The organism is Comamonas sp. BIGb0152 (assembly GCF_024809975.1).
Classification (GTDB): domain Bacteria; phylum Pseudomonadota; class Gammaproteobacteria; order Burkholderiales; family Burkholderiaceae_C; genus Comamonas.
The window spans coordinates 247,313-261,854 of record NZ_JANUDY010000002.1; the positions used below are offsets into that span (position 1 = coordinate 247,313).

At 62.6% G+C, this 14,542-nt stretch carries 9 protein-coding genes; 7 read left to right on the forward strand and 2 right to left on the reverse strand.

Features of this window, described 5'->3' with window-relative positions; genetic code table 11:
- Nucleotides 1–278: 278 nt before the first annotated feature.
- Nucleotides 279–6,893, forward strand: coding sequence for an LPD38 domain-containing protein (locus M2375_RS04685; protein ID WP_259164263.1), 6,615 nt, complete (start codon nt 279–281; stop codon nt 6,891–6,893).
- Here M2375_RS04685 and M2375_RS04690 read toward each other — a convergent pair.
- Both M2375_RS04690 and M2375_RS04695 read right to left on the reverse strand, forming a co-directional pair.
- Nucleotides 6,888–7,058, reverse strand: a complete 171-nt coding sequence (locus M2375_RS04690; RefSeq protein WP_259164264.1) for a hypothetical protein — start codon at nt 7,056–7,058, stop codon at nt 6,888–6,890. The two genes, M2375_RS04685 and M2375_RS04690, sit on opposite strands and share 6 nt — an antisense overlap.
- A 194-nt stretch (nt 7,059–7,252) precedes the next feature.
- Nucleotides 7,253–7,759, reverse strand: coding sequence for a hypothetical protein (locus tag M2375_RS04695; protein WP_259164265.1), 507 nt, complete (start codon nt 7,757–7,759; stop codon nt 7,253–7,255).
- Between the two features lie 208 nt (nt 7,760–7,967).
- On the opposite strand from M2375_RS04695, the gene M2375_RS04700 reads away from it, so the two are divergent.
- From M2375_RS04700 to M2375_RS04725, 6 genes are read left to right on the forward strand one after another with little or no spacing between them, the layout of a single operon-like run.
- Nucleotides 7,968–8,765, forward strand: a complete 798-nt coding sequence (locus M2375_RS04700; RefSeq protein WP_259164266.1) for a hypothetical protein — start codon at nt 7,968–7,970, stop codon at nt 8,763–8,765.
- A 9-nt stretch (nt 8,766–8,774) separates the two neighbouring features.
- On the forward strand, nt 8,775–9,866 hold the full coding sequence (locus tag M2375_RS04705) for a hypothetical protein (RefSeq protein WP_259164268.1): 1,092 nt from the start codon (nt 8,775–8,777) through the stop codon (nt 9,864–9,866).
- Nucleotides 9,867–9,873: 7 nt separating this feature from the next.
- A complete protein-coding gene (locus M2375_RS04710; protein ID WP_259164271.1) occupies nt 9,874–10,560 on the forward strand; it encodes a hypothetical protein in 687 nt (228 codons plus the stop codon).
- The gene (locus M2375_RS04715) at nt 10,554–11,720 is read left to right on the forward strand and encodes a hypothetical protein (protein ID WP_259164272.1); all 1,167 of its coding nucleotides are present in this window, start codon (nt 10,554–10,556) and stop codon (nt 11,718–11,720) included. The genes M2375_RS04710 and M2375_RS04715 overlap by 7 nt, the downstream gene beginning before the upstream one ends.
- Nucleotides 11,717–14,104 carry a hypothetical protein gene (locus M2375_RS04720; RefSeq protein ID WP_259164274.1) on the forward strand — a complete coding sequence of 796 codons (2,388 nt, stop codon included), beginning with the start codon at nt 11,717–11,719 and terminating at the stop codon, nt 14,102–14,104. The genes M2375_RS04715 and M2375_RS04720 overlap by 4 nt, the downstream gene beginning before the upstream one ends.
- A complete protein-coding gene (locus M2375_RS04725) occupies nt 14,101–14,541 on the forward strand; it encodes a hypothetical protein (RefSeq protein WP_259164275.1) in 441 nt (146 codons plus the stop codon). The genes M2375_RS04720 and M2375_RS04725 overlap by 4 nt, the downstream gene beginning before the upstream one ends.
- The last annotated feature ends 1 nt before the right edge of the window (nt 14,542 follow it).

A 14,542-nucleotide genomic window follows, 5' to 3' on the forward strand; every position in this document is an offset into this window, starting at 1 on the left:
ACTGATTCCTCACCCCCTCTGGGGTTGGACGCTTATGGCACCGGTGGTGACACTGGGGCATGGCAACTGCAAACCTCCAACCCTTTTCTGGTCAACTCGATGCAAACCCTGCGCCGCCATCCGGACTCAAGGCCTTCGATGGAAAGCTTGACGGCGAGAAGGACGGCGGCCTAGCCTCCGACCTAGCCAAGTCCGTAAAGGTGGGCGTTCAGCGCCTTCCAGGCATGGCCGCTGGCTTGGCAGACATCCCGATTGCTGCTGTCAGCGGAGCGCGCCCAGTGACGGCTGCAGCTGATGCCATCGGCAAGGTCACGGGATTCCAGCCTGGTAAGTGGGCTGACGAAACTAAGTTCTCCGCTGGGCACGAGCAGGGCCGCAAGGCAGTAGACGAAGCCTGGGAGCAAGGCGATGTGGGCACCATTGCCAAGGCCTACCTGCAGAACCCTGGCTACACGGCTGGCCAGGTGGCCGAGTCCCTGCCGGGCATGGTGGCTGGCGGCCTGGTCGGTCGCGCGCTGATGGGCGCCGGCGCGGCAGCGGCTGCCGGCAATGTCGCTGGCGGCGCCGCAACTGCCGCGCGCGCAGCTGTGCCGGGGTATCTGGAGCACGCCGTGGGCCAAAAGTTGGCCGTGCCGATTGCCGCCGGCGCCGGTGAAGGTGCCATCACCGCTGGGCAGCAGATGGCGCAATACCAGGGCGACGACCAACAAAAGAATGCGCTGGCCTCCCTTGGGGCTGGTGTAGGCACCGGTGCGCTGGGCGCCATCGGCGGCCGGGTGGCCAACAAGCTTGGGCTGGAAACTGCAGAAACTGCCATCGTCAACGCTGGCAAGGGGCGGCTGGCAGAGGGCGGCGCCAAGTCTTTGGCCGGGCGCGTTGCTGGCGGCATGGTGTCCGAGTCCGTGCTGCAAGAACTGCCCCAGTCCACCCAGGAGCAGATGTGGCAGAACTATGCCGAGGGCAAAGACATCTGGGATGGTGTGGCGCGCGCTGGCGTGGAAGGCGCCATCGCCGGTGGCGTCATGGGCGCGGGTGCCAACATTCGCGGCCGCCGGACGGAAGGCGAGCATGCCAACGACCTGGCCCGGGATGCGGCAGCCAGCGCCAATGGCCTTGCCGAAAACGCACAGAACCAGCCATCACCCCTGATGCTGGGCAATGCACCACCTGATCAGATGGTGTCCTTCCCCGATGGCAGCGTGGGCCGACGCGGTGAGGTTGAAAGCTACTTGGCCAACCTGCCGGAAGACCAGCGTGAGCAGGAGCGTCTGCGCCTAGCGGGCCAGCAGTTCACCGAGGTCAATGACCCCCAAGCGCAACAGGCACGCCGCTGGTGGGAGAACTATGGCGAGGATGGCAACCAGACAGAGCGCCCCGACTACCTGGCCGAGGTGCAGCAGGCGGTGCGCAGCGGCACGCCATTCAGCTCACAAGAGACGGTAGACACGGTGCGGAGCGCCATGGAAGACGCCTGGCTGCAGCAGCACGTACAGACTGAGGCCGCGCCAGATACGGCAGCAGTTGCGCCGGCGCAGGCGGCAGACGCCATTGGCCAGCAGTTGCAGGCAGAGTTCGACCAGGCCGGCCAGGATGCCGCCGTCGCAGCGGTGGATGCGCGTGTGCGCACCGGCCGCGTGCTCACCGGCCTGCAGAACGTCCTGGACACCGGTGCCGACAACTCCCTGCAGGTGCTGTCCCGTTTGAATGATTCCCTGGTGCGCATTGGCGAAGACCCATTGCAGCCGGGCGAGGTGGCGCGCGTGCGCCGCATGACCGACGCCTACATGGGCTTCAAGGGAGCAGGTGAGGTTGCACCGCTGCCATCGGCGCCGCGCCGCCCGGCCGACATGAACGCGGATAACGCGGCCATGGAGTCCTTGATCCCTGAGCGGCCAATGTCCGAGCGCATGGGCCTGAACCCTGCCGCCGGCCCACTCTCCCGCGCCGCAGTGACTGCAGTTGATGGAGCAGCAAATGCCCAAGCTACCCAAGGCTCGCTGGCCCGAGCCGCCCAATCCATTCCCACAGCCCGAGCCCTTCCCGTGGAAGCCGATGGGCCTGCGCCAGTTTCTCAACCCGTAGGAGCAGCCCTTGTCCCGCAAACCGATCAAGCCCAGCAAGTCCCAGCGCAACGCCCGCAAGCAGCAGGAGCGCAAGCAGTCCAACCAGCGACCGCAGGGCTGACCGATGGCGGCGCTGCGCCTCAGAACCTTGGAACGCCGACAGTTGCGCCTGCTGCCCAAGCGGTAGCCGCTGCGCCACAGCCGCAGGCCCGGCCAGAAAACTGGCGCACCAGCATGCTGCGAGCAGCGCCGGCGGCGCGCGCGCTTGGGATCGAGACGCGCGGCAAGCGCCTGGCCCAAGTAGTGGCGGAGGTCGATGCAGCGGATGCGAAGCGTGCCGGCGTGGCGCAGACTGGCGCGGATCTCGCGGCTGGCCAGATTGACGGTGAGTGGAGCGCATTTGCTCCAGATACTGGCACTCTGGGTATTCCGCGCGCAGAGATGCCGCAGATCAAAGCTTCCCACCGTGGCGCCTTGGTCAATTTCTTGAAGGCGCGAGGCATCGACAGCAAGGCTGCAGAGATGCCGGCCAATGATCTCAAACCTACCCAGGCAGAGTTCTCGCAGCGCAAAGTGGATGCCGCGCGCAGCTTCATCGGTGGCGACCGCTCCATCTTGGTGTCGTCTGATGGCTACGTTGTGGACGGGCACCACCAATGGTTGGCCAAGCGCGCCAACGGCGAGCCGGTGAAGGTGGTCCGCCTGCAGGCTCCAATCCGGGAAGCCCTTGCCCAGGTGGCCGAGTTCCCCAGCACCCAGGTATCAGAAGGCGCTACAACCGAACGAAGTGGCGCCGGCGAATCTGCTGGCAGCCGGACGACCTCGGAGGCGGAGGCCGCCCAGTTCAGCCGTGGCGCACCTGCCATGACGCCAGAGCTGGCCGCCGCAATCATGCGCATCAAGATGCCGGCCACCGTGGACACCGTGCGCGCTGCAGTACGTGACCTGGTCGGGGGCCTGGGCACTCTGCCCAACCGCCTGGGCCGCGTGGTGGTGGCCACCTCCGCAGAGATCCGCCAGAACTGGGAACCTTTGATTGGGCCGGTGGCCATGGAGGCAGCGGGGGACACTGGCCGCGCCCAGGGTTTCTACGACCCCAAGACCAAGACGGTGTTCCTGATCGCCGATCACATCCAGCGCGGCCAGGAGGCGGGCGTCGTTGCGCACGAACTCATGCACAAGCACGGCGAGGCGGTGCTCGGCGCCGAGGGCTGGCAGCAGCTGCACGGGATGATTGGTGGCTGGGCCAGCTCGGCAGAGGGCAGTATGGAGCAACGGGTGTACAGCGAAGCGCAAGCCCGCGTGCAGTCTTCCATGCCCGACGGTGCTCAACAGCAGCAGTATTCGTCGCAGGAGCTGTTCCCCTATGCAGTGCAGGTGGCGCTGGAGATGGGCGTGCGCCCCAATCTGTTGGCCAAGCCGGGCACCGTCGCCCGCTGGCTCGGCCAGGTGCGCGCCGCGCTGCGCCAGGTGTGGGCCAAGATCACCGGCAAGCCCGGCCAGTTCGAAGCGCAGGACATGGTGAACCTGGCATTTGGCATTGCCCAGCGGGAGAACCCAGAGCATGCTGGTGAACTCGATGGCTCAATTACACCCTTACGCACAGCTACCAACTTCCTGCAGGCGCGCCAAGCAGTGAAGGAATTCCAGGGGAGCCAGCTTACAAACACGTCCACTGGCATGACGGCAGTGCTTGCCCGCAACAGTCTGGACAAAATGTTGAGCGGCAAGGCCGTGAGCAAATCCGAGACGCCGGCCACGCATGCCATGGCTGTGGCAAATGCCGACAGCCTTTTCGAACGGGCAATTCTGGGGTGGAGCAAGGCGGACCGCGCCGGCGACCCGAACATTCGGGCCATTCACCGGTTCTTCGCCCCACTAGATGTCAACGGCCGCACCAAGCTGGTGAAGCTGACGGTCAAGGAAAGCGTGAGCGAGGATCGCCAGAATCCGCTGTACACCATAGAAGCGGTTGAGCTGAATGAAAATCTGCCCGGGGATGCTTGGTTGGAGGCCGCTGCCCGCGAGGATGGGGTAAGCCTGGACGCAAAAAATCCCCTGCAGCGGGGAGTGGGTCGGCAGGATGACCAGCAAGCTGGATCCCGAGCAACCCTCGCGCCGCCCCACGGTGTAACCCTGGGCAACTCTGCAGAGGACGTGCGTATTTTAGCGCAAGAGGTAGAACGCCGCAATTCTGAGGCTTCAGCTCCCGCCACGATTCGTGCGGCAACAGGCGCGGCCACCCAAAATCCCAACACACAAGGCGATGGCGGGAACGCTGCCAGTGTATTGGCGACGCCAGCGGATGGCAAGAATGGCCCTGCCGGTCCCATGTTCAGCCGCGCCGGCGCCGCCACGATCAACGACAGCTACACCCCATCCCAGAAGCAGGCCGCAGAGAAGGCCTTCGGCGCCGTGGCCAAGCAGACGGTGGCGGAGCGCGCCAACGAGATGCGCTCGAACCTGGGCACCAAGCTGCGGCAGGGCCTGGTCGACCAGTTCGCTCCGCTCAAGGAGGTGAGCGCCCATGCTTACATGCTGGCCCGCTTGTCCAAGGGCAGCGACGGGGCAGTGGAGGCTGCCTTGTTGTACGGCAAGCCCTTCCTCAAGGATGGCGTGGCCGATGTCAACATCCAGGATGGCGGCTTTGCCAAGGTGCTGGCCGGCCTCAAGGGTGAGCACGACCGCTTCTTCCAGTGGGTGGCGGCCCAGCGCGCCGAGCGCCTCAAGGCCGAGGGCAAGGAGAATCTGCTCACCGACCAGGACATCTCTGCATTGAAGAGCCTCAACGCAGGATCGTTCCAGGATGGCACGCCGCGCATGCCGGCCTACGCGGCGGCCCTGCGCGAGCTCAATGCCTTCAACGAGGCAGGGCTCAAGATCGCCAAGGAATCTGGCCTGATCGACCAGGCCGCCATGGACCTGATGAAGGATCAGCCCTATGTGCCGTTCTACCGGCTGATGGAAGATGGCGATATCAAGGGCGCCAAGTTCAGCTCTGGGCTGATCAACCAGCAGGCCTTCAAGAAGCTCAAGGGCGGCACCCAACAGATCAACGCTGACCTGCTGCAGAACACACTTTTGAACTGGAGCCACCTGTACGCGGCTGCCGCGCGCAACCGCGCCGCGCTGGCCACGATGAAGGATGCCGAGGGCATGGGCATTGCCTACCAGGTGCCCGCCGACACCAAGGGCGCTGTGAAGGTGATGCGCGATGGTGTGACCGAGCACTGGATGATCGAAGACCCATACCTGCTGGACGCTGTATCCGCGCTGCACTACACGCCGAGCAAACTGGCCCAGGGCATAGCGCCGTTCAAGCGGCTGTTGACCATGGGCGTGACGATCAATCCTACGTTCAAGATCCGCAACTTGATCCGCGACTCTCTGTCTGCCATGGCCCAGTCGGACCTGGGGTACAACCCGTTCGCCAACGTTGCCCAAGGCTGGAAGGCCATGGACAAGAACAGCCAGACGCAGGCCTCGATGCTGGCATCCGGCGGGATCATCAAGTTCGGAACGCAGGAAGACACCGGGGCGCTGCGCCGCAAGATCGACAAGCTGGGCGGCACCATGCTGGACAAGGATGGGTTCGGCAAGCTCAAGAGCCAGATGGCCAGCCTGTGGGAGGCCTACGAGGAATTTGGCGACCGCACCGAGAATGCCAACCGTGCAGCGCTGTACGAGCGCCTGATTGCCAAAGGCCACAGCCATGCAGAGGCCTCGTTCATGGCGCGCGACCTGATGGACTTTTCGATGAGTGGCAAATGGGAGATGGTGCGCTTCCTCACCCAGACGGTGCCATTCTTGAACGCTCGGATGCAGGGCTTGTACAAGCTGGGCCGGGCCGCCGCCGAAGATCCCAAGCGCTTTGGCGCGATTGCCGGCGCCGTGTCGCTGGCCAGCCTAGGCCTGATGGCGGCCTACCAGGATGACGAGGATTGGAAGAAGCGCGACGACTGGGACCGCGACAGCTACTGGTGGTTCAAGATCGGCAAACAGGCATTTCGCATCCCTAAACCCTTCGAAGTGGGCTCCATCGGCACGCTGGCCGAGCGCACGGCAGAGCTGATGCTGAGCAAGGAGATGACGGGCAAGCGCTTTGGCGAAAGGCTGAGCGACATGATCTTCAACACCTTTGCCATGGACCCGACGCCCCAGGCGGTCAAGCCGTTGCTGGACGTTTACGCCAACAAGGACAGTTTCTCCGGCAAGGCCATCGAGGGTTTTGCTGACGAGCGCCTGCGCCCGCAGGACCGCTACAGCGACCGGACCTCCGAAGTGGCGCGGCTGTTGGGCTCCTGGGGACTGCCTGATCCGGTGAAGTTGGCCAAGGGCGACTACTCGGCACTCAGCCCCAAGCAGATCGATTTCCTCATGCGTGGATACACAGGCTGGCTGTCCACCGTGTTCACCACGGCGACGGATACCGTGCTGCGGCCAATGATGGGCCGGGGGGATCGTCCGGAAATGAAGATGCGGGACGTGTTCCTGGCGGGCAACTTCGTGGAGAACCTGCCGACCAATTCCAGCCGCTACGTCAGCACCATGTACGACCAGGCCCGGGAGATCAGCCAGGTGTGGGCGTCCTACCAAGCCGCCGTGAAAAGCGGTGATGTGGAAGGCGCGGCCAAGATTCGGGCAGCAAACCCAGAGGCCTTGGCCAAGCGCATCCCAGTGGAGGCTGCCAAGACCCGGGTGGCTGAGCTGTCGCAGCATGCCAAGAAGGTGGAGGGCGACCGCCTCATGAGCGCGGAGGCCAAGCGCCGCCGGCTCGATGAGATCGCCGCCCAGAAGGATGTAATCGCAAAACGCCTGGCCACCTTATGAGCTAAGAGTGCCCTGGCGGAGGAACTGCCACACGAAGCCGCAAGCGCCGAGCAAGACGATGGCCACCCAGAAAGTGGACCACATCTCTCGGCGCTCTGCGCGCGTGGTGAGGTTGAGGAAGATGACGATCACGATGACCGCGCCCCAGAAAACGAGTGCTGCCATCGCTGGATGCTAAGCGCTGCCATCATGGTTGGCAATCCGCCTCAACGGGATTGGATTGTCCCCCGGCTGGTTTTGGACTGATCTAGGCCCTCTCCGGAGGGCTTTTTTCCGCCCAGCAAAAAGGCCCATGATGTGATACATGAGCCTTCGTGTGACCTCCTACCTTGACGAAGGAGGCATAGCTAGATTGTCGGTTAAAGATTCGAGCTTGACCCAGTCTTATTGCTCTTGTAGTTGATGTCAATGGAACAACCGCGAGAGAGTGGGTAAACGGAAGTAACGATTGCGAGATCTCCTTGCGAGAACGTTGATTCCTTTTGCCCAAAATCAGGTTCAAACTTCCTGATGTTGACAGGAGTGCCGTACTTTCCACTGAGGGCGGAATGCAGTTGCGTATATCGCGCAGTGCACAGTGTTGTGTCTTCCTTTGTCCTGCTGCTTAATGCTACCTGCTCTAAGCCGTCGGCATTGAAATAAAAATTTGCCTGAAATGGCGAACCTTGAACATCAACGTTCTCCAAGCGATATTTAAGTATTGCACCAGAGTAGAGACTTCCAGTTCCTGGGGGAGTTATCACGCCGTTCGGGAACGCAGCTTGCACATCCTCAACCGACATGCCGGAATTCGCTTTTGTCCACAAGGGGTGGGCATGCGCTGCCGTTGCTCCAGCAACCAATAACAATGACAAGATGAACTTCATGGATCCCTCCTAAACAAAGCGTTCATGTTAGCAAACGGAATGTGCCCAAACCGAGTCCGCGTTGCTCACATGCTGTCCTTTTCAAGCTGCCATTCAGTGAAGCCGTGCCCCCGCGTAGGGTTCGCCAGCGGGCGTTCAAAACGGAACACTGGTGCCATGAATACCGTGGCGGCAACAGGGCGGCCACGAACTCACCCTAGGAGTTCACATGGCCATCACCACCAGCTATCCCAAGGGCATGGAGCGCTTGCTCCAGGGCTCCGTCAACTTCGCAACCGACACGATCAAGGTTGCCCTCGTAACCGAAGCCTACACCTACAGTGCCGCCCATGAGTTCGTCTCGCAGCTCGGCACGCGCGTGGGGGATGACATCACCCTGGTCAACAAGTCGATCACGGGCGGAGTTTTCGATGCGGATGACGCCGAGACTGCGCCGCTGGTGCCGGGCAGCACCATTAAGGCCATCGTCATCTACAAGGACACGGGCAACCCCAGCACCTCGCCGCTGCTGCTGTACCGCGACAACGTGGCGGCCTTCCCCCTGGCAACGAATGGCGGCGCGCTCAAACTGCCATGGGACACCGGGCCCTTGGGCATCGCAGCGCTGTTGGCCCCGTTCTTCCCCGCAGGCGGCGAGCTGGTGCTGGGCGCCGGGGTGAACTTCCTAACGGATGATCTGAAGGTCACGCTCCTGCCAGCCTCGTTTGACGACAGCGGCACCTATCGCTTCTTGGCCGATGTGGGCACCACGCTGGGCACCGCACACGCGCTGACTGGCCGCACCGTTACCGGTGGCGTGTTCAATGCTGACGATGTGGAATTCGGGGCGGTTTCTGGTGGCTCCCCTGGCTCAGTGCTTCTCTACAAGGACACAGGTGTGCCAGACACATCGCCAGTGCTCCAGCGCATCACCCAGGTGGCAGGCTTCCCGTTTGCAGCGAACGGTGGCGGCTTCGAGTTGCGTTGGTCCGATGGCGCGCTCAAGATTTTCAGCACGGTCCCGTAAGGAGGCGCAATGTCACTCGACGCCTTCTCCAACAACGCAACTGGCCTAACCACTGTGGCGCTGGGCAGCGAGGACACGGTCATCACGCTGCCAGACGACGGGAGTGCTGATCGCTTTGCCGACCTGCCCGAGGGTCGCATGCAGCGTGCAACGCTCTCCAACCCAGCCCTGCCGGGTCAGATTGAGATTGTCTACATCACCGCCAAGGACGGCTCCAGCTTCACGGTCAACCGCCGCCAGGAAAACAGCTATGCGGCTGAAGACTGGCCGGCAGGCACGACCTTGGAGGCGCGGATCACGGCTGGGATGCTTGGCCGCTTCCTGCGCGCTGATAGCCGTGGCATCTTCAAGACCACTGGAGGTGAGGGTGGTGCTGGAGCATCGAGCTTTGTGGTCAACGGTAAAGTCGAACGGGATTTCCGGGTGGTGCAGCTGTCTGGCGTGCAGATGCTCCACCGGATCGGCGCGGGGCTGACCACAACCATCGGCGCAGGGCGATACATTCAGGACATGAATCTGTCCGTCGAGACAGTAGGCGGTTCCTGCTTTGTTGCGTTGGGCGACGATGTTCCTGTCTGGCAGCCCAACCAGTCGTACCAGGGCCTGGCCATCGTAGCGCCGCCCACCCCCACCGGGTTCAACTACCTGTTTGAGCCTTCGGATGTGCAGTTCCAGTACACACGCAGCGCTGTAGACCCAGGCTTTGATGACTCGGGCTATGCCATAGAGGCATACAACCCGAACAGCGGCGAAGGGGCGGAACCTGAGCTAACCGGGCAATGGTTGCCCCTACCCATCCCGCTTGCGCTGGAGTTGAGCATGCCCAGCGTGGCAGGAGGCGTGGCGCTGACGGAGGTGGGTTTCATCTGCTATGAGTACGACGCCACCACTGCGCCAGTTATCTCGATTGGCCTGGCGGCGGATGGTGACCTGGTGAATGCGCAGGCCCTCTCTGCCATCACGGGCGCTCGCCATATCCAGCGCTTCGCGGTGAACCCTGGCGGTGCTTTGGCAGCCTCTCTAGCTTTCAAGCTGGAGACACCAGCTACTGGGCGTTTCTATGGCCGCTTCTACTGGCGCGGGATGGTCATTGACCAGTGATTGAGCCATGAGTTACCCCCTTATCAACGGCGCCGCGATCAACGCAGACAGCGCAGCAGAGAACACCATCCCGGGGCTGTCGCTGTGCGCGGCCGGTGAACCCCTGGCGGTGTTCGAGTTCGATGTCGCGGGCTCCATGGTTTGGGGCTTTGGCGCGCTGGCGGCCAAGATCGGCGAGGACGTTGAACTCTACCTGCCGGGCATCAGCCTGGTGCAGAGCCCTTGGCACAGCGCGGAAGCCAGCCAGCCACCGGCCAATACAGCGTTTTCCGTTTCTGGATCTCGGGTGTTGGGCATCGGCGCCATGCGCGCTGTGGCTGGCAGCTTGGAAGGCCAGGCGCAAGGCGCCGTGGTCCTGGGGTTTGGCGCACTGGCGGCCGAGCCCGTGGGGTTTGCATCCGGCGCCAAGGTCTTGGGCCTGGGCGAGGTATCTGCCTCGCGCATTGGCTGGGTGCCGTCGGCGCGTGTGCTGGGCATGGGCAGCCTGACTGTGGTCAGTTCGGTGGCCATCCCTGGTGTTTCGCTCTGCCGCTCTGGGTCCGTCGCCGTGACAATCGCCGGCATGGATGGCCAGGTTGAGGGCTCGCAGGTGCTCGGGTTCGGCGCGCTGACCGTGTCATATGCCGTCCGCGCGGGCCAGTCTTTGGCGCTGGGCATCGGTGCAGTGCGCGTCGAAAGGGGTAGCGAATGCTGACATTTGAGTCGTTCAGCGGCATCAACAACGTGCAGCCTGCGCACCGGCTATCTGGCAAAGACCTGCTGGCGGCCGAGAACGTGGACATCGGGCTCACGGGCGAGATTACCCGACGCGGCGGCCTAGCCCTGGTGGACGAGCGCTGCCACAAGAACCTGCACCCGGCGACCGGCTACATGCTGGCTACCGTGGGCGCGGAGCTGACCGCTATCCATCCCGATGGCGCGCGGCATGTGATCCACCCAGCCATGGGCCCGGAGCGGGTCTGGTACTGCGACCTGCCGGACGGCCGCGTAACCTACAGCAATGGCCTGATCCAGGGTGTGACCGATGGCCTGACCGGGCGAGAGCGCAGCGTGCCCACGCCGCAAGGCCTTGGCGCGCCGGATCTGGGCTTTGGTCAGCTGCATCCGGGCAACTACCGCTACCACCTGAGCTATGTTCGCCTGGCTGACCACTTGGAAGGCCCGGCCATCAGCTCGGAGCCCATCGCCATTGCCCAGGGCGGCCTGCACCTCGACGCCCTGCCGGTACTCGATGGCCACGCGATCAATGTCTACCTGAGCGGCAAGGACGGGGAGGGCGCCTATCTGGCTGGCACCACCACGGCCAGCAGCTATGAATACACGGGCAACAACGCAGCCTTGGTGCTGCCATGCCGCACGCTAGGCGCGCAGAGCTTTCCCGTTGGGACCATCACCGCCTTTTGGCGCGGCCGCGTGCTGGTCGCCCTGGGCAATGTGCTGTGGGCCAGCCGGCCCAACGCACCGCACCTGAGCGACTGGCGCGACTTCAAGCAGCTGGCCGGCAAGATCACGGCCATTCAACCGGTCGATGACGGCGTCTATGTGGGCACCGATCAGGATCTGGTGTACCTGGGCGGCACCACCTGGGATGGCCTGGTGTACCAGCCGACCAAGCGAGGCCCCGTGGTTCTGGGCTCTGGCGTGGCGGTGCGCGGGGATCGGGTCAAGTTTGGGGATGGGGTCGGTACGGGCGTGGCCATGCTGTGCATTGCGAGTGGTGAGGTCGTGGCTGGCTTCAACCAGGGCCAGACCACGAGCCTCACGGCCAACCGCTACAAGACCAATGTGCAGGAGGTCTGCGCCACCTTCCGGGAGGTGGACGGCATCCCGCAGTACCTGGCGATTCCGCAATGAGCCTGTGGAACCCCTACGCCTTCACCCCCACGGGAGAGCGCGCCTCAGTGGCTGCGCCTCCTGCGCTGCGCATAGTGGGTGGGAAGGCAACGTCTACGCAGCTGGGCATGGCGCAAGCCGCGTTCGCCCAGTTCTGTGGCCGCAGCCGCGTATCCTTCTGGCGCAACCCCAATGAACAGGGCCTGCTGCCTGATGGCTCCCGCTACAAGATCATGGTGGTGGGCAACAGCACCGTGATGACGGTGTGGCCGCAAAATGCCAAGGACAAGCCGCCCGGCAAGTGGGGCATCATGCTGACCACCAAGGTGAGCGCGGGCTACATCAACAAGCTGTTCACGCCCGGCGGTGAATACGATAAGCCAGACGGCACCTGGGATGTGACCGATGTGCAGGCCGGCAGCCGCGATGGTGTCTACATCACTTCGAGCTTTGGCGGCAAATTCCCCTCCTGGGCTAAAAACCGCACGTTCTCGACCCCCACCAAGCGCAGCTACATCACAAGCTATGGCGGGTTTGGCAACCGGCGGTTTATTCAGCCCTTCCCGCAGCTTAATCGCTCTCCTGTTGCACTGCTCGATAGCCGCACGCTGTTGGCCCTAGCCAGCTCGCGCGGCGGTCTGGAGCTGCACCGCCTCACCATGCTCAAGCCCGGCGAGCTGTTCCCGCCCAGCGAGAACCCGTATGCACTCGATCCTGTAGAGACGACGTTCGATATCAAGCTGCACCAGAACTTGGTGATTGGCGATATGGCAGCCAGCGTGCCGTTCGCCGAGGACTTTTGCATCAGCAAGGATGGCAGTCGCGTGCTGGCGGTGTACCAGGGTGAGGGCATGGTAATCGTGCCGGGGGTGCCAGAGGGTGGCCAAGTTGTGAGGTGGGCTGTTCCCAACGTTCCAGAAATCGGAGCCAGCGTGGCGCCCGACCTTAAGGCGACATATGGCTACACCGACGGGGATTATCTCGACCGCCCCCGCGACCGCTGGATACAAGCACGCGAAGCCAATTACCGCATCGCTGAGTATCGGCTGCAGGGCAACAGCCTTTCTCGTGTTGGCTTGCTGTTCAATCAGACGGGCGCGCTCTTAGAAGTAGATCCTATTGCGGACTGGAAGTTTGGCTTCGTAGACTCGACGCCAAACACGGAATATCGAATCGGCCCATACCTCTGGGGCGACACACTGGATCGCAATTTCCCGGTGTGGTCCACCAGGACTGCACCACAGATCGTGGTAACCAGCACAGTCATCATTGGGTATGACATGTTTGGTCAGCCCCTTTACCACACCACATGGAAAGGCTCAGGCCCAGTGTCGGCATCAGAGCAGTCGAGCTGGAAGTCGCGCGGTGTATTGATGAATTACTTTGCTGGTAATGAGCCGGTGGTGCTTGTTGCAGAAGGTGAAGGTACTTACTCGCTGACGGCTACTGGGAATTTTGACCACATCAGCCAGCTATGGGATTTGGGGTTCCCCAGTGAGGGGGATGAGACCCATAACGACGGTGGCTCAATCACTCGCACTCGAAACTCTTTCGTCACGCTGAACAATGGCGAGAGGTTCCAGCTTCTCGGGCAAGTGGTGAGTGAAAGCGGTTCGTACACATCCCGGCGGACAAATCGCATCCGCTCAATGCAGGCCACGGAATGGAGAGACGATTGGATGACCAGTGATGTGTCGTACAGCGCAAAGTTGCTATCGCGCGGTTTATATCTCTACGACCCGTCTCTTTACCTGTTGGTCTACACGGAAGGCTCCGCAGAGCATTCCGGGGGATTTAGCTATGAGGCGCACGATTGGGATCACAGAAAAGGACCAAATACCGACCAAGGGTTAGATAGTTCGTTGTCGAACAACTGTCCGCTTCCCAACCCCCAATTTAGCTTGGTGATTCGTTTCGGCAACACCAAGCAAACCATCCCTATCGTCCATCGGTCGAATGATCCAGTGGCCACAAAGCTGCATCGTCTGTCCTGGGGTGTGACGAGTGGGGTGGAGCCTGAATGGCAGATCCCCTCCAATCAATTCATGACGGTCAACAGTGGCCGCAATTATGGAACCCCAGCAGGGGCGCTCGTAGGCCACGAGCACTGGGGGGTTAACAAGGGGCGGGTCGCTCACACAACCTTCGGCCGTTTCAACGACCTCCCGCGTTGCGTGCCACTTGAATGCAGGATGCCGACCATCGAGGTCTATTACGCCAAGGACCCATGGACGGGCGCCGCGCTGCTGCTCATCAAGCCCTACCAGATTGCCGGCGGTATCTCGGTGAACCTCACTGTAGACGAGCCCATGGCCTTTGCCATAGACAGGCAGGGGGTCAGGCGCGTGTCTGCGCTCGAAGCCAGCGTGCTGGTCAATCAAACCACGAACATCAACCCAGAATGAACGCCATCGTCCTCAACACCCTCACCGGGGCCGTGAGCGAATACACCCGCCACGAGTTCCAAAGCATCACACCTACCCATGCGGGCGCGGCCACCGGCCTGTACGCCCTGGGCGGCGACTTGGACGTTGACCTGCCCATCGTGGCCAGCATCCGGCTGCCGGCCACCTTGCGTGAGTCCACCCTTAAAAAGCGCATCGATATGGCCTACCTGTCCATGCGCGGGGAGGGCTGCGCGCAGTTCAGCGTGCTGGGGCCCGATGACTTCCCCTGGGACTACCAATTCCCTCTGCGCAGCAGCGGGCAGACGCGCTGCCAGGTGGGCAAGGGTATCCGCGAGAACTACCTGGGCTTTGCGCTCAGCAACCCTGCTGGCCAGGCCTTCACCCTCGATCGCATCGAGATCCTGACCCTCGAATCTAAAACACGGAGAGTTTGAT